The organism is Paracoccus sp. SY, assembly GCF_002901215.1.
Lineage (GTDB): Bacteria > Pseudomonadota > Alphaproteobacteria > Rhodobacterales > Rhodobacteraceae > Paracoccus > Paracoccus acridae.
Genome location: NZ_NWMQ01000005.1, coordinates 164,425 through 190,895 on the forward strand (window position 1 = coordinate 164,425; position 26,471 = coordinate 190,895).

Here is a 26,471-nt window from a genome sequence, read left to right on the forward strand (position 1 = left end):
ATGCTGAACGACGCCACCGACGCGCTTGGGCGATTGCTTCCCCAGGGCGTGCTGAGGGAAACCGCGCCCGCTTATCTGGAGGAACCGCGCGGCCGCTATCGCGGGCGGGCCGGGCTGATCGCCGCCCCGCGAACCGTGGATGAGGTGGCGGCCGTCGTCCGCGCCTGCGCCGATGCGCGCGTGCCCATCGTTCCGCGCGGCGGCGGCACCGGCCTTGTGGGCGGGCAGGTGATGGTCGATGGCGCCGTGCCCCTGCTGCTGTCGCTGGAACGCATGAACGCCATCCGCGCGACCTATCCCGAGGAGGGCGTCATCGTGGCCGAGGCGGGCGCCACCCTGCAACAGGTCCGCGAGGCTGCGGCCCGCGTCGGACGGCAGTTCCCCCTGGCGCTGGCGTCCCAAGGCACCGCGCAGATCGGCGGGGTGCTGGGCACCAATGCGGGTGGCGTGAACGTGCTGCGCTACGGCAATGCCCGCGCCCTGTGCCTGGGGGTCGAGGCGGTCTTGCCGCAAGGCCAGGTCATGCATGACCTCAAGCGGTTGCGCAAGGACAACACCGGATACGACATCCGCGACCTGCTGGTCGGAGCCGAGGGCACGCTGGGCATCATCACCGCCGCATCCCTGGTGCTGGCCCCCGTGCCGGCCGAGGTCGGCGTTGCCATGCTTGTCGTGGAATCGTCCGAGGCCGCCTTGACGCTGCTGTCCCTGGCCCAGGCCCGCATGGCCGGGGGTGTGACCGCGTTCGAGCTGATCTCGGGCCAGGGGCTGCGCTTCCTGGACGCGGCCTTTCCCGACCTGCGCCAGCCTTTCCCGGACCGCCCCGACTGGCTGGTCCTGATCGAGGTGGGCTTGCCTGCGGGCCTGTCGGCCGACGAGGCGCTTGAAGGGATGTTCACCGACGCGGCCGAGGCCGGCCTGGTCAGCGACGGCGTGATCGCCCAGTCCGGCCAGCAGGCCGCCGATCTTTGGGCGATCCGCGAAACCATCCCCGAGGCGAACCGCCATGTCGGCGCCATCGCCAGCCACGACATCAGCCTGCCCTTGTCGGAAATCGCCCGCTTCATCCGCGATGCCAGCGCCATGCTGGCGGAGATGGCGGATCTGCGGATCAACTGCTTCGGCCACTTGGGCGACGGCAACCTGCATTTCAACCTGTTCCCGGTTCAGGGACAGACCCGCGACGCCTATGACGACATCCGCCGGTCCCTGTCGCGCGCGGTTCACCAGATGGTGGTGGCGCGCGGGGGATCCTTTTCCGCCGAACACGGGGTAGGACGGCTGAAGGCCGCGGAACTGGCCGAATGGGGCGATCCCGCGCGCCTTGGGGCGATGCGCGCGATCAAGGACGCGCTGGATCCTGCGGGGATCATGAATCCGGGGGTGATCCTGGCGTAGGCTGCGTGCCTGCACGCACCGTCGCAGGCAAGGTGCGTGAAATCACGCACCCTACGGGTCAATCGCCCTCGAACGCCGTCAGGGCATGAACCTCGTGCCCCAGACCTTCCAGCAGCTTGCGCCCGCCCAGATCCGGCAGGTCGATCACAAAGGCGCAGCCCACGACCTTGGCGCCCAGCCTTTCGCACAGCGAAATCCCCGCCGCCGCCGTGCCGCCGGTGGCCAGAAGGTCGTCCACGATCAGAACACGTTCGCCCGGTTGCAGGGCGTCGTCATGGACCTCGACCACGGCCTCGCCATATTCCAACTGATAGGCTTGGGAGATCACCGCGCCGGGCAGCTTGCCCTTCTTGCGGATCGGCACGAAGCCCGTGGACAACTGGTGCGCCACCGCGCCGCCCAGGATGAAGCCGCGCGCTTCCAGCCCCACGACCTTGTCGATCCGCGCGCCCGCATAGGGGGCCAGCAACTGATCGATCGCGATGCGAAAGCCGCGCGCATCGGCAAACAGCGTGGTCACGTCGCGGAACATGATCCCTTCATGGGGAAAGTCCACGATGGTGCGGATATAGTCCTTGACGTTCAGGCTCATGCAGGGCGTTCCATTTCGAACAGGTCGGTGACGGCTGCGTAATCCCTGTATCCCAGCCGCGCAATCCAGCCGCCCGCAGGACGCGGGTCGAAACGGCCGTTCACCACGCAATCGTCGCGGATATGCACGCCCGTGACCACGCCGAAGACGACGTAATTCGCCTCGCCCGCCAGTGGCACCACGCGGGTCATGCGGCATTCCAGCGCGGCGGCGGCGCCCGCGACGCGCGGGCATGCGATGGTCTCGCATTCCGCAGCCGCGATCCCCGCCGCGTCGAATTCGCTGATCCCTGCGGCCAGTGGGGCCGAGGACGCGTTCACCTGGTCGCGCAGGTCGCCGGTGGCGATGTTGACGCAGAAGACGCCGGTTTCGATGATCTGCGCCACGCTGTCCTTGGTGCCCTTGCGATCCGGCTTGGCGCTTGTCGATGCGAACATCACCTGGGGCGGGACATAGGCCACCGCGTTGAAGAAGGAATAGGGCGCCAGGTTGTCGCCTTGGGGTCCCCGCGTGGAAATCCAGCCGATGGGACGGGGGGCGATCAGGGCGTTGAAGGGATTATGGGGCAGCCCGTGGCCGTTTTCGGGGCGGTAGAACATCGCGGGCCTCCTGTGATTTCTGCGCCGACAACCTGCCATCTGCCGCGCCGCGCCGCAATGGCCCGGATGTTTCATCACCTGCAAGCCCGTGCTAAGGCACCCCCAGACCCGACAGGAGGCGCGATGTACGAAATCTGCCCCGAAACCGCCGCCGCCGAAGCCGAGGTCGAGGCCCTTTACGACCTGTGCTTCGCGCCGGGCCGCACCGCCCTGTCGTCATACCGCCTGCGCGACGGCGTGCCCAAGGTCGCCGACCTGTGCCTTGTGCTGCGCGCCGACGGTATCCTGCAGGCCGCGATCCGCTTCTGGCCGGTTCGCGTCGCGCACAAGCCGGTGCTGCTGCTGGGACCGATTGCGGTTCACCCCACCGCCCAGGGCGAAGGGCTTGGCGGCATGCTGATGCGCGACAGCCTGAGGCGGGCGCGTCACCTGGGGTGGGGCAGGGTCCTGCTGGTGGGCGATGCGCCCTATTACAGCCGCTTCGGCTTCTCGCGGCTGGATGACGTGGAAATGCCGCCGCCCACCAACCCCGACCGCGTGCTGGGGCTGGAACTCTCGCCCGGCGCCTGGGTTGGGGTGGCGGGGCCGGTCATGCGTGAAACCTCGCCGGGCGTGATGGAGATGCCGGCGCAATACACGGGCAGCCCCGACAACGATTCGGCCTGCGTCACGGTCCAGCCCCCGGACCCGCAGGTTCTTCGAGAGGATAGCGATGGCGACAAATCCGCAACTGGTGCTTCCGCCGATCAATGACCCGTCCGTCCACGCCCAGGTGGACCGCCTGGCGCGGCGATACCTGGATGCGGGCGGTCTGGGAATGGAACTGATGACCGTCGTCGGCAACAGCGCCGAGGGGTTGATCGAGAAGCTGCCCGGCTTCGTGCGCAGCCGCATGGACCGGATCACCCGCGCCGCCCTGAACCGGGCCTTCACGGCGGCCACGACCTCGCGTCGGATGGTGCGCGACCGGGGGGACTGGTTCAACCGCATGGCCTCGACCGTCAGCGGCGCGGCGGGGGGCGTGGGCGGCTTCGCGGGCGCCATGGTCGAACTGCCCTTCACGATCACGCTGCTGCTGCGGGCGATGCTGGACATCGCGGTGGAACACGGGCTGGATCCCGACAGCGACGAGGTGCGGATGGAATGCCTGCGCATCTTCGCCGCCGCGGGTCCGATGGCCGAGGATGATTCGACCGACCTGGGCTTGCTGGCCGCGCGCATGTCGGTCACGGGGCAGACGGTGCAGGGGCTTATCAGCAAGGTCGCGCCGCGCCTGTCGGTGTCGATGGGCCAGAAGCTGGCAGCCCAGGCTGCGCCGATCTTCGGGGCCGTGGTGGGCGCGTCGATCAACTATACCTTCACCCGGTATTACCAGGAACTGGCCCGCGTGCATTTCGGCATCATGCGGTTGTCGCAGGAAACCGGCATACCCAAGGAGGCCCTGATCGAGGCGCTGCGCCTGGCCATCGAACGCCTTGATCATCGCAAGGCCGCGCGCTGAGGTTCATTCTGGCCTCAATATCCCACGGGGGTCCGGGGGTGTGAAACCCCCGGCGCTTCAGTCTTCCTCGGACGCCAAGGCAAGATCGGCGACCGGCGCGTCCAGGTCCTGGGTGTTCAATGGCGCGGTCGGACGGGCCAGCCGGGCCTTCGTCACCCACAGCAGCCGTTCCTGCGCCCGCGTGATCGCGACATAGGCCAGCCGCTTCCACAGGGGGATCCCGGCCTCGGTCCGGTTCGACCAGGCGGCGGCGCTGATGTCGGGACCGAAGACCTGCACGTCGGGCCACTGGCTGCCCTGCGACTTGTGGATCGTCACCGCCGCGCCATGCAGGAAGGTCGCGCCCATGCGGGCGGCATAGGGGATGAAGGGTTCTTCCTCGTCCGGCAGTTCGATCTTGACGATGCTGGCGGCCGACAGGCGCGGATCCTCGGCCCCGATCACATGCAGGCGCGAGAAGCCGGGCTTGCGGCCCGGCCCCAGATAGACGACCTGCGCCCCCTTGATCAGCCCCCGCGCCTCCAGGTCGATGCGCTTCTTGCGGTGCTTCACCGGCAGTTCGATCCCGTCGCAGATCAGCGGCTCGCCCGGCAGCAGCGCATCGCCCGGCGCGCCATAGGCCGCCCTGAAGGCGTGGATCAGCCGGATCCGCGTGGCGTTGCGCCAGACCAGAACCGGGCTGCGGGCCATCAGGTCGCTTTCCACCCGTTCCGCCCAGACCACCCGGTCATCCTTGCGGGCGGCGGCGCGGATCATGCTTTCGAAGCTTTCGAAGGTCAGGCCGTCGTCGGCAAGCGCATGGGCCAGATCCAGGATCGGGCTGTCATCGGCCTGGCGATGGATGCGGTTCAGGATCAGGCGCTGGGACGGGGCCAGCTTCTCGAACACCATCTCGCCCGACTGGCCCACGGGTGCCAACTGCGCGGGATCGCCGAACAGCACCAGCAGGGGGAAGATCTCTCGCAGATCCTCGAACTGCTTTTCGTCCAGCATCGACGCCTCGTCGATCAGGCCGACATCCAGCGCATCCTCGCGCCGTTTCCAGCCGCGGATGAAGTCCGACCCCCGCAGGCCCGCCGCCGCAAGGGCGCCGGGAATGGAAGTGTGTTGCTCATAAAAGGCCTTGGCCCGGTCAAGCGCGGCGTCGGTCATCCCCTCGACGGCAGGGCGGTCGCCGGTGCCGGTCAGCCATTCGGCCAGCTTTTCGTATTCCGGGTCATAGACAGGGGTATAAAGGATGCGGTGGATCGTGGTCGCAGGCACGCCGCGCATCCGCAAGACGAAGGCCGCCTTGTTCGTCGGCGCCAGGATCGCCACGCTGCGCCGGTCCTTGCGGCGGCGGCCCTCGTAATCGCCGCTGACGACCTCGACCCCCGCGTCGCGCAGGGCTTTGGTGATCTGCGACAGAAGCAGCGTCTTGCCAGACCCGGCCTTGCCGATGACCGCCATCACGCGACCCTTGCCGGGCTGCGGAGGCTGCAGTTCCTCGGCGATCAGGTCGATGCCCGATGCGCCAAAGGCCTCGGTCAGGGCATCCCAGGCATCGGCCTGGTCGGGGGACAGGGTGGGGGCGGGGGCGTTCATGACCGGCGTCTTATCCCGCCCGGCCCGAAAAGCGAAGCCGCCTTGTCGGCGGCCCCGCAGCGTTGGGATCAGATCACGCCAAAGGCCAGCATCGGTTCGGCCACGCGCACGAAGCCTGCGATGTTGGCCCCGATCACATAGTCGCCCGGCGCGCCGTATTCCTCGGCCGTGCTGTAGCAGGCGTCGTGGATGTCGCGCATGATCTCGGCCAGCTTGGCCTCGGTCTTCTCGAAGCTCCAGCGGTCGCGCGAGGCGTTCTGCTGCATCTCCAGCGCCGAGGTGGCGACGCCTCCCGCATTGGCGGCCTTGCCGGGGCCAAAGGCGACGCCTGCATCGTGGAAGGCGCGGATCGCCTCGGGGGTCGAAGGCATGTTGGCGCCTTCGCCGACCGCCATGACGCCGTTGCGGATCAGCTTCTTGGCATCCTTGCCGGTCAGTTCGTTCTGCGTGGCCGAAGGCATGGCGACCTGGCAGGGCACGTCCCAGATCACCCCGTCGCCCGACTTCACAAAATAGACGCCGTTGCCCGCCCCCTTCAGGCGCAGGTAATCGGACATGCGGCCGCGCCGGACTTCCTTGATTTCCTTCAACAGCGCCAGGTCGATGCCGCCTTCATCCACGACATAGCCGCTGCTGTCCGAACAGGCGATGACCTTGCCGCCATAGGACTGCACCTTCTCGATCGTGTAGATGGCGACGTTGCCCGAACCGGACACGACCACGGTCTTGCCGTCGAAATCCTCGCCCTTGGTCTGCAGCATGGCGCGGGTGAAATAGGTGTTGCCATAGCCGGTGGCTTCCTTGCGGGCCAGCGAGCCGCCATAGAACAGGCCCTTGCCGGTCAGCACGCCCGCCTCGTAACGGTTGGTCAGGCGCTTGTACTGGCCGAACATATAGCCGATCTCGCGCGCACCGACGCCGATGTCTCCGGCCGGGACGTCGGTGTATTCGCCCAGGTGGCGGTAAAGCTCGGTCATGAAGGACTGGCAGAAGCGCATCACCTCGGCATCGGAGCGGCCCTTGGGGTCGAAGTCCGACCCGCCCTTGCCGCCGCCGATGGGCAGGCCGGTCAGGGCGTTCTTGAAGGTCTGCTCGAAGCCCAGGAACTTGATGATCCCGACATTCACCGACGGGTGGAAGCGCAACCCGCCCTTGTAGGGCCCCATGGCCGAATTGAACTGGACGCGGAAGCCCCGGTTGATCTGCACGCGGTTCTGGTCGTCGGTCCAGGGCACGCGAAAGATGATCTGCCGTTCTGGTTCGCAGATCCGCTCGATCAGCGCGCGGTCGAGGTATTGGGGATGCTTTGCCACCACCCGGCCCAGGCTTTCCAGCACCTCTCGCACGGCCTGGTGAAACTCGGCCTCGCCGGCGTTGCGTCGGACGACCTCGTCATAGATGGGGGTCAGCTTGTCGTCGATCTGGACCATTGGTCTTCCCTTTTTCTTGCCGAAAGCCTGTTAGCCGTCATCTTCGGCAAGTTGAATGGGATTCCGCGAAAGATTTGGGCAAATTGCGTGCTTGATGCGCAATCTTGCCTGCCGGGCGCAACTTTTCCGGCTCGGGCGGCGTGTATAGGGGATCATCATGGGGAACGCGCGATGATCGAACTGTTCTTTGTCACCTGCCTGATCAACGAACCGCAGCGCTGCACCGAACACCGCCTGCTGTTCGAGGAAAGAAACGGCCTCCAGACCTGCATGCTGCAAAGCCAGAATGAACTGGCGCGCTGGGTTCAGGCCCATCCGAACGATCAGGTGAAATCCTGGAAATGCAGCCGGGCCGACGAAACGGATACGGCGATCTGATCGGGGACCGGGAAACCGGACGGCGATTCGGCTCATTCCCCGGCGAATACCAAGAAGTTTCAGAACGATGTTCTTCTTTCACGGCGCAATCACGCCTGGATGAGAATCATGTCCCATTCTTATGGCCCGGAACACGCATCGGGAAACGGAATGGTGAATGTAATGATCGAGTTGTTCTTTGTAAGCTGCCTGTCGGAAGACCCTGCGCGGTGCCAGAACCGCAGCCTGATCTTTGTCGAGACGAACCTGATGGCCTGCATGGTCCACGGTCAGCAGGTCATGGCCGAATGGATCGAAAGCCATCCCAGGGAAACCGTTCAGGAATGGCAGTGCCGCACCGTCGATCGGCGCAAGGCCGAAATCTGACGGCCGAGGGAAGCGCCAATGGAAAAGGGGCCGCATGGATCGCGGCCCCGTCCCGTCCTTCACGGTCAGGCTAGAGGCTGCGCCGGACTTCCAGCGCATCCTCGAAAGTGCGAAGGCCTGTGGTGGGCGCCTGGACCAGCACGGACATGTTGCCCGGCTTGTGCTGGTTCTTGTACATCTTCATGTGGGCCTGCGGGATTTCGGCCCAGGGGAAGACCTCGGACATGCAGGGGTCCAGGCGGCGTTCCAGCATCAGCTTGTTGGCCGCCGACGCCTGCTTGAGGTGGGCGAAGTGCGATCCCTGGATGCGCTTCTGGTGCATCCACAGGTAACGCACATCGAAGGTGCAGTTGAAGCCCGTGGTGCCCGCGCAGATCACCACCATGCCGCCCTTCTTGCAGACGAAGGTGCTGACGGGGAAGGTCGCCTCGCCCGGATGTTCAAAGACGATATCGACGTTGTTGCCCTTGCCGGTGATGTCCCAGATGGCCTTGCCGAACTTGCGGACCTCGTTGAACCACTCCTTGTATTCCGGCGTGTTCACGGTGGGCAACTGGCCCCAGCAGTTGAATTCCTTGCGGTTGATGACGCCCTTGGCACCCAGGCCCATCACGAAGTCGCGCTTGTCTTCTTCGCTGATGACGCCGATGGCATTGCCGCCCGCCGCGTTGATCAACTGGATCGCATAGGATCCAAGTCCCCCCGACGCGCCCCAGACCAGCACGTTCATGCCCGGCTTCAGCTCATGCGGCTCGTGCCCGAACAGCATCCGGTATGCGGTGGCAAGCGTCAGGGTATAGCAGGCCGATTCTTCCCATGTCAGGTGCTTGGGGCGGGGCATCAGCTGCTGGGACTGGACGCGGGTGAACTGGGCAAAGCTGCCGTCCGGCGTCTCGTATCCCCAGATGCGCTGGGTGGGCGAATACATCGGGTCGCCGCCGTTGCATTCCTCGTCGTCGCCGTCGTCCTGGTTGCAATGGATCACGACCTCGTCGCCGACCTTCCAGCGGCGGACCTTGTCGCCCACCGCCCAGACGATCCCCGAGGCATCGGACCCCGCGATGTGATAGGGCTGCTTGTGGACGTCGAACATGCTGATCGGCACGCCCAGGCCCGCCCAGATGCCGTTGTAGTTGACGCCCGCCGCCATCACCAGGACCAGCACCTCGTTGCTGTCGATGCTGGGCGTGTCCACGACCTCAAGCTGCATGGCTTGGTCGGGCTCGCCCTGGCGTTCGCGCCGGATCGCCCAGGCGTGCATTTTGGCGGGCACATGGCCCAGGGGCGGCATCTCGCCGATGTCGTACAGATCCTTCACGGGCGCATCGTAAGGCGCGATCGAAGAGGGGGAGTCGAGGGCCATCAATGTCTCCTGTCATCTGCTGCGGCGCAGAATCGCCGCCTTCTGTCGCCAGTGCTAACGGATCGTCGCGCAAGATTGCAACAACCGACATGCTTACAACGTAATAAAATGTCCTAAAGTTGCATTTTGTGCCGCGATGCGGCGAATTGACGGCGCATATTTGTTTCGGTAACGGTTATTCAGCAGAAATATTGTTGCGAGGCGAAGCATGGCCCAGAAGGACAAACCCTGGCTGTTCCGCACCTATGCGGGCCATTCCACGGCCGCCAAGTCGAATGCGCTTTACCGCACCAACCTGGCCAAGGGGCAGACCGGCCTGTCGGTGGCCTTCGACCTGCCGACGCAGACCGGTTATGACAGCGATCATGTGCTGGCGCGGGGCGAGGTGGGCAAGGTCGGCGTGCCGATCTGCCATCTGGGCGACATGCGGGCGCTGTTCGAGGGCATCCCGCTGGAGCAGATGAACACCTCGATGACGATCAACGCCACCGCCCCCTGGCTGCTGTCGCTGTATATCGCGGTGGCCGAGGAGCAGGGCGCGGATATCGCGGCCTTGCAGGGCACCGTCCAGAACGACCTAATCAAGGAATACCTGTCGCGCGGCACCTATATCTGCCCGCCCAAGCCGTCCCTGGCGATGATCACCGATGTGGCGGCCTATACGCGGGAACACCTGCCCAAGTGGAACCCGATGAACGTCTGTTCCTATCACCTGCAGGAAGCTGGCGCGACGCCGCAGCAGGAACTGGCCTATGCCCTGGCGACCGCCATCGCCGTGCTGGACGACCTGAAAGGCAAGGTTCCGGCCGAGAGCTTCCCCGAGATGGTGGGCCGCATCAGCTTCTTCGTGAACGCGGGCATCCGCTTCGTCACCGAGATGTGCAAGATGCGGGCGTTTACGGAATTGTGGGACGAGATCACGCGCGACCGCTATGGCATCGCCGAGGAAAAATACCGCCGCTTCCGCTATGGCGTGCAGGTCAACAGCCTTGGGCTGACGGAACAGCAGCCGGAAAACAACGTGTATCGCATCCTGCTGGAGATGCTGGCCGTCACGCTGTCGAAGAACGCGCGGGCGCGGGCCGTCCAGCTTCCAGCCTGGAACGAGGCGCTGGGCCTGCCGCGTCCCTGGGACCAGCAATGGTCGCTGCGGATGCAGCAGATCCTGGCCTATGAAACCGACCTGCTGGAATATGGCGACCTGTTCGACGGCAACCCGGTCATCGCCGCCAAGGTCGAGGAGTTGAAGGCGGGCGCGCGCGACGAATTACGCTTGCTGGACGACATGGGCGGGGCGATCGCGGCCATCGACTACATGAAGGCGCGGCTGGTCGAATCGAATGCCGAGCGTCTGGCCCGGATCGAGACGAACGAAACCGTCGTCGTGGGCGTCAATCGCTGGCAGGGGGGCGAGGACTCTCCCCTGACGGCGGGCGATGGCGGGATCATGGTGGTCGATCCGGCGGTGGAACAGGACCAGATCACGCGCTTGCAAGCCTGGCGGCAGGCGCGGGACGAAGGCGCGGTGCAGCTTGCGCTGGGCGCGTTGCGCGACGCGGCAAGGCGGGGCGAGAACGTGATGCCCTGGTCCATCGCCGCCGCCAAGGCCGGGGCCACGACCGGCGAATGGGCGGGCATCATGCGGCAGGTCCATGGCGAATATCGCGGCCCAACCGGCGTGTCATCAAGCCCGTCCAACCGCACCGAGGGGCTGGAGGAGATCCGCGATGCCGTGGATGCCGTCAGCGCGCGCCTGGGGCGGCGGCTGAAATTCGTGGTGGGCAAGCCGGGCCTCGACGGCCATTCCAACGGCGCCGAGCAGATCGCCTTTCGCGCCCGCGACTGCGGCATGGACATCACCTATGAAGGCATCCGCCTGACGCCCGAGCAGATCGTGGCCCGCGCGGCCGAGGAAGACGCCCATGTCATCGGCCTGTCGATCCTGTCGGGCAGCCACCTGCCGCTGATCGAGGACGTGATGGCCCGCATTCGGGCGGCGGGGATGGTCCATGTTCCGGTCATCGTCGGCGGCATCATCCCGGACGAGGATGCGGCACGCCTGCGGGCCATGGGTGTGGCGCGGGTCTATACGCCCAAGGACTTCCAGTTGAACACGATCATGATGGACATCGTGGCGCTGGTGGAGCCCAGCGTCGAGGCGGCGTGACTGCGTCCCGCGAGCGCCGGGGGACTTCGCGTCCCCCAGACCCCCTGCGGGATATTTTCACACAGAAGATGACCGCGAGGCACAAAATGAAAACGCCGCCCGGTTTGGGCGGCGTTTTGCAATTCCATAGGGCAGGGCGATCAGAAGCCCAGGCCTGCGTATTTCGACTTGAACTTCGACACGCGGCCGCCGGTGTCCATCAGCTTGGCCGAGCCGCCGGTCCAGGCCGGGTGCACGGTGGGGTCGATGTCCAGCGTCATGGTCTGGCCTTCCGCGCCCCAGGTCGAGCGCGTCTGGTAGGTGGTGCCATCGGTCATCTTGATCTCGATGGTGTGGTAGTCGGGATGGATGTCTTTTTTCATCGGAAGGATCCTCAGGCTTTCGCGTCGGACAGCGGACGATAGTTGGTTTTCTCGACGATCCGGGCCGATTTGCCGCGACGGTCGCGCAGGTAGTACAGCTTGGCGCGGCGGACCTTGCCGCGGCGCACGACTTCGATCGAGTCGACGTTGGTCGAATACAGCGGGAACACGCGTTCCACGCCTTCGCCGAAGCTGATCTTGCGCACGGTGAAGCTGGCGCTGATGGTGCTGCCGCCCTTGCGGGAAATGCAGACGCCTTCGTACATCTGGACGCGCGAACGCGTGCCTTCCGTCACCTTGTAGCCGACGCGCACGGTGTCGCCGGCCTTGAAATCCGGGATGGTCTTGCCGAGCTGTGCGATCTGCTCGGCTTCGAGTTCTGCGATCAGGTTCATCGCCTGGGTTCCTTGTCATGCTCGCGGTAGCCCCGCGATTGGTCTGATGCGCCCGAGAGCTGTCGGTCCTTTGCCGGGTCCATACGGTTTTCCTCGTATGCCCGCCACAGGTCGGGGCGGCGTTCCTTTGTCAGCCTTTCGGCTTCACCGGCCCTCCAACGATGAATGGCCGCGTGATTGCCCGACAGCAGAACCTCGGGTATCTCGCGGCCTTCCCATTGGGCGGGCTTCGTGAACTGGGGGGCCTCGAGCAGCCCCCTGTTGCCGATGGAAAAGGATTCCTCGGCCAGAGAGTCGTGATTCCCCAGCACGCGCGGTATAAGCCGGACCGTCGCGTCGATCAAGACCTGAGCGGCGATCTCTCCTCCGGTCAGGACATAGTCGCCGATGCTGATTTCCTCGATGCCGTGGGCGTCAAGAACGCGCTGGTCCACGCCCTCGAACCGGCCGCAGATCAGCGTGACACCGTTGCCTTGGGCCAAGTCGCGGGCGCGGGCCTGGTTCAGCGGCTTGCCGCGCGGCGACATGTAGATCACCGGGCGCGGCGGGCCCTGTCGGGCCTCGCGCAGGGCGGCGTCCATCACGTCGGCGCGGATCACCATGCCCGCGCCCCCGCCCGCCGGTGTGTCATCGACATTGCGGTGACGGCCGATGCCGAAGTCCCGCAGGGGAATGGTGCGCAGGTTCCACAATCCCTGCGCCAGCGCCTTGCCGGTCAGCGACAGGCCCAGGATGCCGGGAAAGGCCTCGGGGAACAGGGTGACGATGCTGGCGGTCCAGGCGCCCTGCACCTGCGGCTCCGCCATCAACTCGCGCGGGCGCAGGCTGGGGGTGACGGACAGGCGACCGTGGGATTTGGGGCTGTCACTCATCGCTGGCGGGGGGATCGGCCACGATGCGGCGCGCGGTCAGGTCCACGGTCGGCACCACGGCGCGGGTGAAGGGCAGCAGCAGCACGTCCTTGCCGCCCACGACTTCGAGGATGTCGCCCGCGCCATGGTCGAAGATCGCGCGCACCCGGCCCAGAACGGCGCCGCCGGTATCGACGACCTCCAGCCCGATCAGGTCGGCGTGGTAGAATTCATCGTCGGGCAGCGAGGGCAGGGCGGCTCGCGGCGCCCAGAGTGTGACGCCCTTCAGCGCCTCGGCATCCTCGCGCGTGGCGACGCCCGACAGGCGCGCGCCAAGGCCGCCGGTGACCGGGCGCGTCAGCCGGATGGTGAAGCTGCGCTTGCCGTCCTCGGTCGTCAGAGGGGTGTATTTCGCAATGTCCGAAGGTTCGGCGCAGAAGCTTTTCAGCCGCACTTCGCCTTGGACCCCAAAGGCCCCGGCAATCGCGCCCACGCAGATGCGGTCTTGTGACATACGGCCCCTTTCACAGGGAAAGGGCGGGGTTGCCCCCGCCCGATCGGATCACTCGGCTTCGGCCGGAGCGGCGGCTTTCGCGGCCTTTTCGGCGGCGCGGGCGGTGGCTTTCTTGCCCGGCTCGCCCTTTTTCAGGTTGGCGCGGGTCGATTTCTCACGCACGCCGGCGGCTTCCAGGAAGCGGGCCACGCGGTCGGTCGGCTGAGCGCCGTGGTCCAGCCAATGCTTGGCGCGATCCACGTCCAGCTTGATGCGGTCTTCGCTGTCCTTGGCCAGCAGCGGGTTGTAGGTGCCCAGCTTTTCCAGGAAGCGGCCGTCGCGCGGCATGCGCGAATCGGACACGACGATGGCGTAATGCGGGCGCTTCTTGCTGCCGCCACGGGCCAGACGGATTTTCGTTGCCATTGGGTTTCTCCTTGTAATGGCGGGTTTGGCGGGGATCCCGCCGTCAGGATTGGAAGGTTTCGTGATGCCGGATCACTTCGGCGATCACGAAGTTGAGGAATTTGCGCGCGAATTCCGGGTCGAGGTCGGCCTCGCGCGCGAGGCGTTCCAGCCGTTCGATCTGCTGCGCTTCGCGGGCAGGATCGGACGGCGGAAGATCGTGTTCGGCCTTGAGGCGGCCGACGGATTGGGTGTGCTTGAAGCGTTCGGCCAACGTATAGACCAGGATCGCGTCCAGCCGGTCGATGCTGGCGCGGTGGTCGCGCAACAGGGCCGCGGCGCGGGCGGCGGGATCGGTATGGTCGTCCATCACTTCTTCCCGAACATGCCGGACAGCCCGCCGGGAAGGCCTGCCTTGCCCAACTGCCCACCAAGGCCGCGCGGATCCTGCAGCATCTTCTGCGCCTCGGCCATTTTCGCCGGATCGAAGTTTTCCAGGTCGGGCAGGCCGCCGCCCTTGCCGGTCATGGCACGCATGGCCTGCTTCAGCATCCCGCCCTTGCCCATCTTGCCCAGCTTCTTCATCGTGTCGGCCATCTGCTTCTGCATCTTCAGAAGCTTGTTGAGTTCCGACACCTCCATCCCCGCGCCGGCCGCGATCCGCTTCTTGCGGCTGGCCTGCAGCATGTCGGGATTGGCGCGTTCCTTCTTGGTCATCGAATTGATGAGCGCGATCTGCCGGGCGATGGCCTTGTCGTCCATGCCCGCGGCCTCGGCCTGCTTGGCCATCTTGGCCATGCCGGGCATCATGCCCATGATGGACTGCATCCCGCCCATCTTCTGCATCTGTTCCAACTGGCCCTTGAGGTCGTTCATGTTGAACAGACCCTTCTGGAAGCGCTTCATCATGCGCTCGGCCTGCTCGACCTCCAGCACCTGCTGGGCCTTTTCCACCAGGGCCACGATGTCGCCCATGCCGAGGATCCGGCCCGCGACGCGCTGCGCGTCGAAGGTTTCCAAGGCGTCCATCTTTTCGCCCAGGCCCACGAAGCGGATCGGCTTGCCGGTGATGGCGCGCATCGACAGGGCCGCACCGCCGCGCCCGTCGCCGTCCATCCGGGTCAGCACCACGCCGGATACGCCGACCTTCTGGTCGAATTCTGTCGCGACGTTGACGGCATCCTGGCCGGTCAAACCATCGACGACCAGCAGCGTTTCGCGCGGCTGGGCGATGTCGCGGACGGCCTGAACCTCGTCCATCAGGGCCTGGTCGATATGCAGGCGGCCGGCAGTGTCCAGCATCACCACGTCATAGCCGCCAAGCGCGGCCTGCTGTTTCGCGCGGCTGGCGATCTGCGGGGCGGTCTGGCCCGGCACGATGGGCAGGGTATCGACGCCGATCTGGCTGCCCAGGATCGCCAACTGCTCCATTGCCGCGGGGCGGTTGGTGTCCAGCGACGCCATCAGCACGCGCTTCTTTTCGCGTTCCTTCAGGCGCAGGGCCAGCTTGGCCGTGGTGGTGGTCTTGCCCGAACCCTGCAACCCGACCATCAGGATCGGCGCGGGCGGGTTGTCGATGCGCAGGGCGTCGGGCGCATCCTCGCCCTGCAAAACCTTGATCAGTTCGTCATGGACGATCTTGACGACCTGCTGGCCCGGGGTGATCGACTTGGTGACGGCGGAGCCGGTGGCCTTCGACGTCACTGACTTGACGAAGTTGCGGGCCACCGGCAGCGAGACGTCGGCCTCCAGCAGGGCCACGCGGACCTCGCGCATGGCGGCGGTGACGTCGTCTTCCGTCAGCGCCCCCTGCTTGGTCAGCCGGTCGAAGACGCCGCCCAAACGGTCGGAAAGGTTCTCGAACATCGCCGGGCCTCCTTCGGTCCAAAACAGGTTTGCCCCCGTGGGCGCAACGCGCTGACGGAGGGCGATCCCCGCGACAGACGGGGACCGGAAGGTCAATCCTTCCGGGAATCTGGGGGCTGATACGAAAAAACGGCCCGCGAGTCAACGCAGGCCGTGATACTTGTTACAAGGGAAGATTCAGGCCGCCAGCTTTTCCAGCGCGTCCTGCGCGCGGGCCAGGCCAGCCTCGCGGTCCATCGCCAGGCGGTCGGCCGCGACGAAGTCCACGTCGGTGATGCCGAGGAAGCCCAGCATGAAGCGGATATAGCCCGAGGCATGGTCCAGGTCCGACCCCATGGGCGTGCCCGCCGCGCTATAGGCGATGATGGCGCGCTTGCCCGTCAGCAGGCCTTCGGGGCCTTCGGCGGTATAGCGGAAGGATTTTCCGGCGCGCGCGATCTGGTCCAGCCAGTTCTTCAACTGCGCGGGCAGGTTGAAGTTATAGACCGGCAGCCCGATCACCAGCACGTCGGCGGCCTGGACCTCGGCCAGATAGGCGTCCGAGATCGCGATCAGGCGCTGCTGCTCGGGCGTCGGGCTTTCGGGGGCCATGCGGACGGCTTCGAACCAGGCGCTGTCGATGGCCGGAACGCCGTCGTTCAGGTCGCGATGGGTCACCGTCGCGTCCGGGTTGGATGCGGTCAGCTTGGCGACAATGTCGGCCGTCAGCTTGCGCGAGACCGAGGCGTCGCCCGTGATGGCGCTGTCGATATGCAGGATGTTCATCGGAATGTCCGTTCAGGTTCAGGAATGGTGCGCTGATGTTGATTTAGGGCTAGGCTCGAACGGGGGAAATGGTGATAAACGCGCAATATCTGTGCGGAGATGCACATGACGATTGACAGTTGGGACGATCTTCGCATCGCGCTGGCCGTGGCGCGCAGCGGCACCGTCAGCGGCGCGGCCGAGGCCCTGGGTGTCCACCACGCCACCGTCATCCGCCGCATCGACGGGCTGGAAGCACAGCTTGGCGTCAAGCTGTTCCAGCGGCATCCCCGGGGCTATGCCCTGACCGAGGCAGGTCAGGCGATGCTGAAGGTCGCGGGCGACGCGGATGAACGCTTTGCCCAGTTGACCGCGCAGATCGCGGGCGGCGGCGACCGGATCGAGGGGGAACTGGTCGTGACCTCGCTTCCCGAACTGGCGGATGTGGTCATGCCCCGGCTGATCCGCCTGATGCGCCAGCATCCGGGATTGAGGGTGAACTATCTGACCGACGTGCGCCTGTTCCGCCTGGACGCGGGCGAAGCGCATGTCGCGATTCGCGCGGGCAGCCAGCCGACGGAACCGGACTATGTCGTTCGTCCGATGGGCACGCTGCGCCATCCGGTCTATGCCGCGCCCGCCTATGTTGCGCTGCATGGAGAGGTGGCGGGCATCGACGGGCATCGCCTGGCCCTGATGGGGCCGCAGGCCCGCAATGCGCCGCTGATGCGGTGGTTGCAGGACCGGGTGGACCCCCGGCAGATCGTCATCACCGCCAATGACGAATCCGCACGCGAAGCCGTGATCCGCGCGGGCCTTGCGATTGGCCCCCTGTCGCCGTCCCGCGCCGAGGGCCTGGTCGAGGTGATGGCCCTGCCCGAATGGGAATCGCGGCTGTGGCTGGTCACGCATGTCGATCTGCACCGCACGCCCAAGGTGCAGGCTGCCGTGGCGGCCCTGCGCGACGCATGACCCCTTCACAGTGTGTAAGCCGCAGGCCAAGGTGGCCGCATCGGAGGAACCCCATGACCCATTCCATCAGCCGCTTTGCCGTGCCCGACCTTGAAACCCTGCCCCAGGACATGCAGGACGCCATCGCCAAGGTGGCCGAGAAGTCGGGCTTCGTGCCCAATGTCTTCCTGGCCCTGGCGCACCGTCCCGACGAGTTCCGCGCCTTTTTCGCCTATCACCAGGCGCTGATGGACAAGGACATCGGCCTGACCAAGGCGGAACGGGAAATGATCGTGGTCGCGGTCAGCGGCATCAACAACTGCCAGTATTGCGTGGTGGCCCACGGCGCGATCCTGCGCATCCGTGCCAAGAACCCGCTGATCGCCGACCAGGTGGCGATCAACTGGCGCAAGGCGGATCTGACGGATCGTCAGCGGGCGATGCTGGCCTATGCCGAAAAGGTGACTGTCGCGGCCCACCAGATCGGCGATGCCGACCACCAGGCGCTGCGCGATGCAGGATTCGACGCCGACGAAATCTGGGACATCGGCGCCATCGCGGCTTTCTTCGGCATGTCGAACCGCATGGCCAATGCAGGCGATTTCCGCGCAAACAATGAATTCTACATGCTGGGCCGCGCGTGAACCGCACCGAGGCCCTGCGCGGCCATGCGGCCATGCTGCTGTTCTCGGCCCTGGTCGCCGGATCGTTTTCGCTGGGCGTCAGGGCCGCTAACCTGATCGACCCGGCGGCGATCACGGTCGCGCGCTTCGTCATCGCCGCAGGCGTGCTGGCGGGGATCGCGCTGGCGATCCCGGGGCGAGGCCGCCCGCGCGCCCTGATCGAGGCGCCGTGGCGTTACCTTCTGCTGGGCGGCGCCTTTGCGGGCTATTTCGTCCTGATGTTCGAAGGGTTGAAGACCGCCCCCGCGGTCGCGGCAAGCGCGGTCTTCACGCTGACGCCGATCATGGCGGCGGGGTTTGGCTGGCTTCTGCTGAACCAGCGGATGACTGGGCATCTTGCGCTTGCCCTGGCGCTGGGCGGGGCAGGGGCGCTGTGGGTGATCTTTCGCGGCGACCCGGCGGCGCTGATGCGGCTGGAAATCGGCCGGGGCGAGGCGATCTATTTCATCGGTTGCGCGCTGCACGCCCTTTATGCGGCTCTGGTCCGCAGGCTCAGCCGGAACGAAGGGCCGCTGATTTCCAGTCTTGGGACATTGGTGGCGGGCGGCATCCTGACCGCGGTGTGGGGCTGGGACGCGCTGGTCTCGACGGACTGGGGACAGCTTCCCGCGATCGTCTGGATCACGATCTTCTATGTCGCTGTCTTCGCCAGCGCCTTTACCACGCTGCTGGTCCAATACGCGGCGATGCGCCTGCCCGCCGCAAAGGTCATGGCCTATACCTATCTGACGCCGCTGTGGGTGATCGGGCTGGAAGCCGCGCTGGGACAGGGAATGCCCGGCGCCGTGATGCTGCCCGGCATCCTGGCCACGGTGGGTGCCCTGGCCTTGCTGTTGAAGACCGACGAGCCTGCCGTCAGGACATCGCTGCGCTGATGCGCGCCCAAAGGCCGGTGGCGGGCCTTGGCGCAACCGCGTGCCCTGTCAGAACGCGGCCCCCGGCCTCGATGCTGACGCGGCCGTCGCGCAGGCGGCGGACGATCGGTCCCTGGGCCTGCTGGCGCGCACCGATGGCGATGGTGGCGTAATCCGATGCCCGGCGATGCGCCGGAAGATCGTCCTGCCAAAGCGCGGCGGGGCTGACAACGGCGGTGGGGACGGACAGGGCAAGGCCGGTGATGAAATTCGGGGTCATGGCGGGTTCTCCCTTTCCCGTGCTTGGCTTGAGGACATTACGACAGAAGCGGCCCTTTCCTGCAAGAAAAATCTACCATGATGGTCGTGATTGTTTTGCCCGTCGGAACATGGCGATAAGGGCAGGCGCGGCATTGTGGCATCAGCCGGGCGGCGTTCTGTCCAGGATCCTTTCCTTCGCAGGGCCGCCCCGCTAGGGTCCGCGCGACAAGGGACCGACAAGGGGCGGCTTCGTGGCGCATATCATCGTTGTGGGCAACGAAAAGGGTGGTTCGGGCAAGTCCACCACCTCGATGCATGTGGCGACGGCGCTTGTCCGAATGGGCCACCGTGTCGGGGGACTGGATCTGGACGTGCGCCAGCGCAGCTTTGCCCGTTACCTGGAAAACCGCGCCCATTTCCTGCAGCGCGAGGGGCTGGATCTGCCCATGCCCGTGATCGGCACCATGGGCGAGGGCGGCGACCCGCTGACGCCCGCGCTGACCGAATTGGAGAAGTCCTGCGATTTCATCCTGCTGGACTGTCCCGGTTCGCACACGAAGCTGAGCCAGATGGCCCATACCCTTGCCGATACGCTGATCACGCCGATGAACGACAGCTTCGTCGATTTCGACCTGCTGGCGCGCCTGTCGCCCGAGGGCAAGATCCTCGGCCCCTCGATCTATGCGGAAATGGTCTGGGCGGCGCGGCAGATGCGGGCGCAGGCTGGTGCGGGTCCGATCGACTGGCTGGTGCTGCGCAACCGCCTTGGCACGCAGCAGATGCACAACAAGCGCAAGGTCGGCGGGGCGTTGCAGACGCTGTCCAAGCGCATCGGGTTCCGCGTGGCGCCGGGCTTTTCGGAACGCGTCATCTTCCGCGAACTTTTCCCGCGCGGGCTGACGCTGCTGGACCTGAAGGATATCGGCACCGAACAGTTGTCGATGTCCAACATCGCCGCGCGGCAGGAACTGCGCGACCTGCTTGCGGAACTGAACCTGCCCGGCGTCACGGTCAACTTCTAGGCAGCATCGCGCAGGCGCGTTGTTGCCGGCCTGATGAACACCTATCTTGCCGGCAGATCATCATGGCAGTCTGTCTCATGCGCGTTGCTTTCGCCTTTTTTCTTGCAATGGCCTTGCCGCTGTCCGCATCGGCCAACGAGGCCGCAACCGCATCCGAGGCGCCGGCGCGTGTCGCACCCGCCGTGACCGTCGAAGCCGCCTCGCAGGCCGAGGTTCAGGCCCGCGTGCCGGTATCGGGCAGCATCGTCGCGCGGCAACTGGTGCAGGTCTTTCCCCAGGTATCCGGGCCGGAAATCACCGAAATCCTGGTCGAGGCGGGCGACAGCGTGACCAAGGGCCAGGTTCTGGCCCGGCTGTCCACCGACACGCTGTCGGCGCAACTGGAACAGGCGCGCGCGGAATATCTGCGGGCCGAAGCCAGCGTGGGGCAGGCGCAAAGCACCATCGACAGCGCCGATGCCCTGCTGACGCAAGCGCAGTCGATCCTGGAACGGGTGCGCCAGTTGCGTCAGGGGGGCACCGCATCCCAATCCGCCCTGGATGACGCCATCGCCGCCGAGGCGAATGCCCGCGCCCAGGCGGCGTCGGCGGCCGATGGGCTGGCGGTCGCCCGTGCCGCCCTGGCCCAGGCCGAGGCTTCGCGGCGGATTGCGGAACTGAACCTTGACCGGGCCACCATCACCGCGCCCGTGGCCGGAGTGGTGGTGACGCGCAACGCTGAACTGGGCGCCTTGGCCGGCGGGGGCGGGGATGCGCTGTTCGTCCTGCTGGCGGATGGCGCGGTCGAGATGTCGGCCGAGGTGATCGAAACCGCGCTTGGCCGCCTGAAGGTGGGCGATCCCGCCGAAATCACCGTGGCGGGCGTGGGGACGGTGGCCGGGACGGTGAGGCTGGTCCCGGCCTCGGTCGATCCGGTGACGCGGCTGGGCATCATGCGGATCGCGCTGGATGACGGCACGGCCATCCGCATCGGCCAGTTTGCCAGCGGCTGGGTCATCACCGACCGACGGCAGGCGGTGACGGTTCCGGCCTCGGCGGTTCTGGCGGATGACAGCGGCGAACGTGTGCAGGTCGTCAAGGACAGCATGGTCGAAACGCGCCCCATCCGCGCGGGCCTGCTGTGGGATGGGCGGCGCGAAATCATCGAGGGACTGGCGCAAGGCGAACAGGTGATCGCCCGGTCCGGCGCCTTCTTCCGCACTGGCGACCAGGTCCGCCCGGTGGCCGCCGAAGGGGACCGGCCATGAACTTCGCGACCCTGTCGATCCGCCATCCGGTCCCGCCCGTCGCGATCTTCCTGGTCCTGCTGATCGTCGGTCTTTACAGCTTCAACCGCCTGCCTGTGACGGCAATGCCCAACATCGACCTGCCCTTGGTGCAGGTCACCATCAACCAGCCCGGCGCGGCGCCGTCCGAACTGACCAGCCAGGTTCTGCAGCCGGTCGAGGACAGCATCGCATCCGTGACCGGCGTGCGCCACATCACCTCGACCGCGACGGACAGCGCCGCCGTGATCGTGGTCGAGTTCGAGCTGGAAACGAACAGCGACCGGGCCGTCAACGATATCAAGGACGCGGTGTCGAACGTCCGCCAGCAATTGCCCGAAAGCATCAACGAACCATTGGTGCAGCGGCTGGACGTCACGGGGATGCCGATCCTGACCTATGCGGTCAGCGACCCGACCCAGTCGCTTGAATCCTTGTCGAAGTTCGTGGACGACGTGATCGGGCGCGAGTTGTCCACCGTGGACGGCGTCGGCAAGACCAGCCGCATCGGCGGCGCCGCGCGGGAAATCAAGGTCGAACTGGATCCCGACCGGCTGCTGGCCCACGGGCTGACGGCGGCCGACGTGTCGAACCAGCTTCGCGCCCGCAACATCGACCTGGGCGGCGGGCGCGGCGATCTGGCGGGGCGCGAATATTCGATCCGCACCCTGGGCGCGGCGGACAGCGTCGAACAGCTTGCCGCGGCGCCGATCAGCATCGCGGACGGGCGCACGATCCGGCTGGACCAGCTGGGCCAGGTGATCGACGGCCCGGCCGAGGAACGCAGCTTCGCCCTGCTGGACGGCCAGCCGGTCGTGGCCTTCGGCATCTATCGCACCACGGGCGCCTCGGACCTGGGGGCGGGGAACGCGGCCAAGGAACGGCTGGCGCAGATCGCCGACCGCTATCCCAATATCCGCATCAGCCTGATCGACGACGCGACCACCTATACCGAGGCCAGCTACAAAAGCGCGATGCACACGCTGTACGAAGGCGCGGCCTTGGCGGTGATCGTGGTTTTCCTGTTCCTGCGCAACTGGCGCGCCACCCTTGTCGCGGCCGTGGCGCTGCCCCTGTCGATCATCCCGACCTTTTTCGTGATGCACTGGCTGGGCTTCACGCTGAACGGCATCAGCCTGCTGGGCATCACGCTGGTCACCGGCATCCTGGTCGATGACGCCATCGTCGAGATCGAGAACATCGTCCGCCATATCGGCATGGGCGTGCCCCCATACGAGGCCAGCGAGGAAGCCGCCAACGAGATCGGCCTGACGGTGATCGCGATCAGCTTCTCGATCGTCGCGGTCTTTGCGCCGGTCAGCTTCATGGGCGGGATTCCGGGGCAGTATTTCAAGCAGTTCGGGCTGACGGTGGCGGTCTCGGTCCTGTTTTCGCTGCTGGTGGCGCGGATCATCACGCCGATGATGGCCGCCTATCTGATGCGCGGCACCGTCCACGGGACCGAGGCAAGCGACGGCTTCGTCATGCGCGCCCTGATGCGCGTCGTCGGCTGGACCATGCGCCATCGCGGGTTGACGCTGCTGACCGGGGTGGGGATCTTCGCGGGCTCCATCTATTCCGCGACGCTTCTGCCGACCGAGTTCATCCCCGCATCCGACATCGGCCGCAGCCAGATCCAGGTCGAACTGCCCCCCGGCGCGACCATCAACGACACCGAGGACGCCGCCCGCCGCCTGTCCGCGCAGATCGACGAGGTGCCCGAGGTGCAGTCGGTCTTTGTCTATAGCGACGGGTCCGACGTGACCGAGGCGCGGGTCATGATCAACTATGGCAAGAAGGAAACGCGAGAACGGTCGCAATTCGTCCTGGAGGAGGATCTGAAGCAGCGCCTGTCCGGCACCGCCGACATGCGCATCAACTTCCAGAACGAGAACGGCCAGAACGACCTGACCATCAATGTCCTTGGCTCCACCGAAGACGGCGCGGCCTTGGCGGCCGAACGGCTGGCAACGGCGATGGCAGAGCTTCCCTCGCTTGAGAACGTGACGACCACGGCCCGCCTGCAACGGCCCGAGATCCAGATCACGCCGCGCGCGGATGTGGCGGCGCAGCTTGGCGTCTCGGCCAGCGACATGGCGACGACGCTGCGCGTGGCGACGCTGGGCGATGTCGAGGCGAACCTGGCCAAGTTCAACGCGGGCGACGAACAGATCCCCATCGTCGTGCGCCTGAACGCAGACGCCCGGGCCGACCTGGTGACGGTGCAGAACCTGCGGGTCAATTCCTCGGCGGGGCAGGTGCCGCTGGGGGCCGTGGCCGACGTCACCCTGTCGGCCGGCGCGACCGAGATCGGGCGCTATGACCGGCAGTTCCAGACCACTGTCAGCGCCAACCTGGCCGACGGGCAGTTGCTGGGCCCCGTCAGCGCCCAGGTCGCCGAGTTGCAGGCCCGGATCGAACTGCCCCCCGGCACCCGCATCCAACCCTCTGGCGATGCCGAGATCATGGGCGAGGTCTTCGGGGCCTTCGGCACGGCGATGGGGGCGGGCGTGCTGCTGGTCTATGTCGTGCTGGTGCTGCTGTTCCACAACTTCATCACGCCGGTCTCGATCCTGTTGTCGCTGCCCTTGGCGATCGGCGGGGCGATTCTGGCGCTGTTCGTGACCGGCCACTCGATCAGCATGGCGGTGGTGATCGGTTTCCTGATGCTGATGGGGATCGTCACCAAGAACTCGATCATGCTGGTGGAATTTGCGCTGACGGCAATCGAGCGTGGGGTGGCCAAAAAGGACGCGATTTTGGATGCGGTCCACAAGCGCGCGCGCCCCATCGTCATGACCACCATCGCCATGAGCGCGGGGATGATCCCCTCGGCCCTGGCGACGGGCGAGGGGGGCGAGTTCCGCGCGCCCATGGCCATCGCGGTGATCGGCGGGCTGCTGTTGTCCACCGTCCTGTCGCTGCTGTTCGTGCCCGCGCTGTTTTCCCTGATCCATGGGGGACAGGGGCGGCTGACCGGCTGGGTCGCCCAGCGCGTCGGCGTCAACCGGCCCCGTCAACCGGCGGAGTAAGGGAACTTCGCACCGGACCTTGCATTGGGTGGGCTGACACGAAAGGAGGCCAATCATGGCAAAGGTTCTGATCATGGCATCGGACGGGTTCGAGCAGTCGGAACTGTTCGTGCCGCTGGAAAAGCTGAAGGATGCGGGCCATCAGGTCGATATCGCCGCCCCCGAGGCGGGCGAGATCAAGGCCTGGGACAAGGATGACTGGGGCAAGTCGGTGACCGCCAACAAGGCGATCACGGACGTCGGCGCGGGGGATTACGACATCCTGGTCCTGCCCGGCGGCGTCATCAACCCGGACAACCTGCGCACGGACCAGTCGGCCATCGCCCTGATCCGCAGCTTTGCCGATGCGGAAAAGCCGGTCGCCGCGATCTGCCATGCCCCCTGGCTTCTGGCCGAGGCGGGGCTGGCCAAGGGCAAGCGCCTGACCAGCTATGAATCGATCCGCACCGACATGAAGAACGCCGGCGCCGAGGTGGTGGACGAGAAGGTGGTGGTGGACGGCGGCATCATCACCAGCCGCAAGCCGGACGACCTGGACGCCTTTGTCAGCGCCATCGAGGACGCGCTGCGCTGATTGCGTCCCGCGGTGGCCGGGGGCGCTTCGCCCCCCGGACCCCCCGAGGATATTTATGCACAGAAGAAAGATGGGGCGCTTCCCAGGCGCCCCTTTCGTTTTTCCTGAACTGTCTCAGGCCAGCATTCCCATCGGGTTTTCCAGATGGGTGACGATGGCTTCCAGAAGCTGCGCCCCCAGGGCGCCGTCGATGACCCGGTGATCGACGGACAGCGTCATGGACATGACGTTGCGGACCACGACCTCTCCCTTTTCCACGACGGGGGTCTGGATGCCCGCGCCGACGGCGAGGATCGCCCCGTGCGGCGGGTTGATGACCGCATCGAAATTCTCGATCCCGAACATGCCGAGATTCGAGATCGCGAAGCTGCCGCCCTGGTATTCGTGCGGGGCGAGCTTCTTCGACTTGGCGCGGCTGGCGAGGTCCTTCATTTCCGCAGACAGGGCGGAAAGCGTCTTCTGATGCGCGTCCTTCAGGACCGGGGTGAACAGCCCGCCTTCGATGGCGACGGCGACCGCCACGTCCGAGGGCTTCAGCTTCAGGATCCGGTCGCCCGCCCAGACGGCATTGGCATCGGGCACCTGTTGCAGGGCCAGGGCGCAGGCCTTGATGACGAAGTCGTTGACCGACAGCTTCACGCCGCGCGATTCAAGCTGCTTGTTCAGCATGGCGCGGAATTCCATCAGCGCATCCAGCTTGGCCGACCGGCGCAGATAGAAATGCGGGATGGTCTGCTTGGCCTCGGACAAGCGCGCGGCGATGGTGCGGCGCATGCCGTCCAGCGGCACCTCGGTCGTCTCGCGGTCCGCGTACATCTTGAGGATCGCGTCGGCCGAGGGGCCTTTCGGCGCCTGCGCGGCGGCGGGGGCAGGGGCGGCGGCTGCCGGTGCGCCAGCGGGGCTTGCGGCGGGCTTGGCCGCGCCGGGCTTCGCGCCTTCGACATCGGCCTTGACGATGCGGCCACGAGGGCCGGTGCCGGTGATGCCGGAAAGGTCGATGCCCTTTTCGGCGGCGATGCGGCGGGCAAGGGGCGAGGCGAAGATGCGGTTTCCGCCCTCGGCCTTGGCGGGCGCGGCCTTCGCCGCACCGGCGTCACCGGCCACGGGCGCGCCGATGGGGCCGCCATAGCCCTTTTCGGCGGCAGCCTTTTCCTCGGCGGCGGGGGCTGCGGTCGCAGGCGCAGCCTTGGCAGGTACCGAAGCGGCGGCCGAGGCATCCTCGCCTTCCTCCAGCAGCACGGCGATGGGGGTGTTGACCTTCACCCCCGCGCTGCCTTCGGCCACCAGCAGCTTGCCGATGGTGCCTTCATCGACGGCCTCGAATTCCATCGTGGC

Annotated in this window: 27 protein-coding genes and 1 pseudogene; 13 read left to right on the forward strand and 15 right to left on the reverse strand. The window is 66.3% G+C overall.

The annotated features are described in order from the left end of the window. Positions 1–1,398: an FAD-binding oxidoreductase gene (locus tag CK944_RS06730; RefSeq protein WP_103172274.1), complete on the forward strand. Its 1,398-nt coding sequence runs from the start codon at positions 1–3 to the stop codon at positions 1,396–1,398. Positions 1,399–1,456: 58 nt separating this feature from the next. Here the strand turns inward: CK944_RS06730 and CK944_RS06735 are convergent, their stop codons facing one another. Together CK944_RS06735 and CK944_RS06740 are read right to left on the reverse strand one after the other, a co-directional pair. Beyond that, entirely contained in the window at positions 1,457–1,990 is a 534-nt protein-coding gene (locus tag CK944_RS06735; RefSeq protein WP_103172275.1) for an adenine phosphoribosyltransferase, read from the reverse strand. Then, positions 1,987–2,589 (reverse strand): flavin reductase family protein, encoded by a 603-nt coding sequence (locus tag CK944_RS06740; RefSeq protein ID WP_103172276.1) that lies wholly within the window; start codon positions 2,587–2,589, stop codon positions 1,987–1,989. Before CK944_RS06740 ends, CK944_RS06735 begins: the two co-directional genes overlap by 4 nt. 123 nt (positions 2,590–2,712) lie before the next feature. On the opposite strand from CK944_RS06740, the pseudogene CK944_RS06745 reads away from it, so the two are divergent. Both CK944_RS06745 and CK944_RS06750 read left to right on the forward strand, forming a co-directional pair. Further along, positions 2,713–3,192, forward strand: a pseudogene (locus CK944_RS06745) (GNAT family N-acetyltransferase); the annotation flags it as partial. A gap of 109 nt (positions 3,193–3,301) precedes the next feature. Continuing rightward, positions 3,302–4,090, forward strand: a complete 789-nt coding sequence (locus tag CK944_RS06750; RefSeq protein ID WP_103172278.1) for an EcsC family protein — start codon at positions 3,302–3,304, stop codon at positions 4,088–4,090. A gap of 57 nt (positions 4,091–4,147) precedes the next feature. Here the strand turns inward: CK944_RS06750 and CK944_RS06755 are convergent, their stop codons facing one another. Beyond that, positions 4,148–5,674, reverse strand: coding sequence for an ATP-dependent RecD-like DNA helicase (locus CK944_RS06755; RefSeq protein ID WP_103172279.1), 1,527 nt, complete (start codon positions 5,672–5,674; stop codon positions 4,148–4,150). A 68-nt stretch (positions 5,675–5,742) separates the two neighbouring features. Further along, positions 5,743–7,104: an NADP-specific glutamate dehydrogenase gene (gdhA, locus tag CK944_RS06760; protein ID WP_103172280.1), complete on the reverse strand. Its 1,362-nt coding sequence runs from the start codon at positions 7,102–7,104 to the stop codon at positions 5,743–5,745. A gap of 51 nt (positions 7,105–7,155) precedes the next feature. Between gdhA and CK944_RS06765 the strand changes: the two genes are divergently transcribed. After that, positions 7,156–7,482, forward strand: coding sequence for a hypothetical protein (locus CK944_RS06765; protein WP_158247967.1), 327 nt, complete (start codon positions 7,156–7,158; stop codon positions 7,480–7,482). A 108-nt stretch (positions 7,483–7,590) separates the two neighbouring features. Then, positions 7,591–7,848: a hypothetical protein gene (locus tag CK944_RS06770; RefSeq protein ID WP_239985981.1), complete on the forward strand. Its 258-nt coding sequence runs from the start codon at positions 7,591–7,593 to the stop codon at positions 7,846–7,848. A 70-nt stretch (positions 7,849–7,918) separates the two neighbouring features. Here CK944_RS06770 and ccrA read toward each other — a convergent pair whose 3' ends face one another. Then, positions 7,919–9,211 (reverse strand): crotonyl-CoA carboxylase/reductase, encoded by a 1,293-nt coding sequence (gene ccrA / locus CK944_RS06775; protein WP_103172283.1) that lies wholly within the window; start codon positions 9,209–9,211, stop codon positions 7,919–7,921. A gap of 208 nt (positions 9,212–9,419) precedes the next feature. Here ccrA and CK944_RS06780 point away from each other — a divergent pair, with 208 nt between their 5' ends. Continuing rightward, a complete protein-coding gene (locus CK944_RS06780; RefSeq protein ID WP_103172284.1) occupies positions 9,420–11,378 on the forward strand; it encodes a protein meaA in 1,959 nt (652 codons plus the stop codon). 140 nt (positions 11,379–11,518) lie between these two features. Here the strand turns inward: CK944_RS06780 and rpmE are convergent, their stop codons facing one another. From rpmE to CK944_RS06820, 8 genes are all read right to left on the reverse strand, one after another. Next, positions 11,519–11,740, reverse strand: coding sequence for a 50S ribosomal protein L31 (gene rpmE / locus CK944_RS06785; protein WP_103172285.1), 222 nt, complete (start codon positions 11,738–11,740; stop codon positions 11,519–11,521). Positions 11,741–11,751: 11 nt separating this feature from the next. Next, complete coding sequence (rplS, locus tag CK944_RS06790; protein ID WP_103172286.1) at positions 11,752–12,135, reverse strand: 50S ribosomal protein L19; 384 nt, start codon at positions 12,133–12,135, stop codon at positions 11,752–11,754. Next, a complete protein-coding gene (gene trmD / locus CK944_RS06795) occupies positions 12,132–13,007 on the reverse strand; it encodes a tRNA (guanosine(37)-N1)-methyltransferase TrmD (RefSeq protein WP_103172287.1) in 876 nt (291 codons plus the stop codon). The genes rplS and trmD overlap by 4 nt, the downstream gene beginning before the upstream one ends. Beyond that, the gene (rimM, locus tag CK944_RS06800; protein ID WP_103172288.1) at positions 13,000–13,500 is read right to left on the reverse strand and encodes a ribosome maturation factor RimM; all 501 of its coding nucleotides are present in this window, start codon (positions 13,498–13,500) and stop codon (positions 13,000–13,002) included. The genes trmD and rimM overlap by 8 nt, the downstream gene beginning before the upstream one ends. A gap of 48 nt (positions 13,501–13,548) precedes the next feature. Then, complete coding sequence (gene rpsP, locus CK944_RS06805) at positions 13,549–13,905, reverse strand: 30S ribosomal protein S16 (RefSeq protein ID WP_103172289.1); 357 nt, start codon at positions 13,903–13,905, stop codon at positions 13,549–13,551. Positions 13,906–13,948: 43 nt separating this feature from the next. After that, positions 13,949–14,254 (reverse strand): chorismate mutase, encoded by a 306-nt coding sequence (locus tag CK944_RS06810; protein WP_103172290.1) that lies wholly within the window; start codon positions 14,252–14,254, stop codon positions 13,949–13,951. Further along, positions 14,254–15,750 carry a signal recognition particle protein gene (gene ffh, locus CK944_RS06815; RefSeq protein WP_103172291.1) on the reverse strand — a complete coding sequence of 499 codons (1,497 nt, stop codon included), beginning with the start codon at positions 15,748–15,750 and terminating at the stop codon, positions 14,254–14,256. The genes CK944_RS06810 and ffh overlap by 1 nt, the downstream gene beginning before the upstream one ends. Positions 15,751–15,927: 177 nt before the next feature. Next, complete coding sequence (locus tag CK944_RS06820) at positions 15,928–16,515, reverse strand: FMN-dependent NADH-azoreductase (RefSeq protein WP_103172292.1); 588 nt, start codon at positions 16,513–16,515, stop codon at positions 15,928–15,930. Between the two features lie 105 nt (positions 16,516–16,620). Here CK944_RS06820 and CK944_RS06825 point away from each other — a divergent pair, with 105 nt between their 5' ends. From CK944_RS06825 to CK944_RS06835, 3 genes are read left to right on the forward strand one after another with little or no spacing between them, the layout of a single operon-like run. Further along, on the forward strand, positions 16,621–17,466 hold the full coding sequence (locus tag CK944_RS06825; RefSeq protein ID WP_103172320.1) for a LysR family transcriptional regulator: 846 nt from the start codon (positions 16,621–16,623) through the stop codon (positions 17,464–17,466). A 53-nt stretch (positions 17,467–17,519) separates the two neighbouring features. Then, the gene (locus tag CK944_RS06830; RefSeq protein ID WP_103172293.1) at positions 17,520–18,089 is read left to right on the forward strand and encodes a peroxidase-related enzyme; all 570 of its coding nucleotides are present in this window, start codon (positions 17,520–17,522) and stop codon (positions 18,087–18,089) included. A gap of 32 nt (positions 18,090–18,121) precedes the next feature. Beyond that, complete coding sequence (locus CK944_RS06835; RefSeq protein ID WP_103172321.1) at positions 18,122–19,003, forward strand: DMT family transporter; 882 nt, start codon at positions 18,122–18,124, stop codon at positions 19,001–19,003. Here the strand turns inward: CK944_RS06835 and CK944_RS06840 are convergent. Continuing rightward, the gene (locus CK944_RS06840; protein WP_103172294.1) at positions 18,984–19,262 is read right to left on the reverse strand and encodes a hypothetical protein; all 279 of its coding nucleotides are present in this window, start codon (positions 19,260–19,262) and stop codon (positions 18,984–18,986) included. The two genes, CK944_RS06835 and CK944_RS06840, sit on opposite strands and share 20 nt — an antisense overlap. A 232-nt stretch (positions 19,263–19,494) precedes the next feature. Here CK944_RS06840 and CK944_RS06845 point away from each other — a divergent pair, with 232 nt between their 5' ends. The 4 genes from CK944_RS06845 to CK944_RS06860 all read left to right on the forward strand — a co-directional run bounded on the left by CK944_RS06845 (position 19,495) and on the right by CK944_RS06860 (position 25,136). Beyond that, the gene (locus CK944_RS06845; protein WP_103172295.1) at positions 19,495–20,265 is read left to right on the forward strand and encodes a division plane positioning ATPase MipZ; all 771 of its coding nucleotides are present in this window, start codon (positions 19,495–19,497) and stop codon (positions 20,263–20,265) included. Positions 20,266–20,327: 62 nt separating this feature from the next. Next, a complete protein-coding gene (locus CK944_RS06850) occupies positions 20,328–21,512 on the forward strand; it encodes an efflux RND transporter periplasmic adaptor subunit (RefSeq protein WP_192877735.1) in 1,185 nt (394 codons plus the stop codon). Continuing rightward, positions 21,509–24,562, forward strand: coding sequence for an efflux RND transporter permease subunit (locus CK944_RS06855; RefSeq protein WP_103172297.1), 3,054 nt, complete (start codon positions 21,509–21,511; stop codon positions 24,560–24,562). Before CK944_RS06850 ends, CK944_RS06855 begins: the two co-directional genes overlap by 4 nt. A gap of 55 nt (positions 24,563–24,617) precedes the next feature. Then, positions 24,618–25,136, forward strand: coding sequence for a type 1 glutamine amidotransferase domain-containing protein (locus CK944_RS06860; RefSeq protein ID WP_103172298.1), 519 nt, complete (start codon positions 24,618–24,620; stop codon positions 25,134–25,136). 114 nt (positions 25,137–25,250) lie between these two features. Here CK944_RS06860 and CK944_RS06865 read toward each other — a convergent pair. Beyond that, positions 25,251–26,471, reverse strand: a 1,221-nt coding sequence (locus CK944_RS06865) for a 2-oxo acid dehydrogenase subunit E2 (RefSeq protein ID WP_103172322.1), incomplete at its 5' end; no start/stop codon positions are given.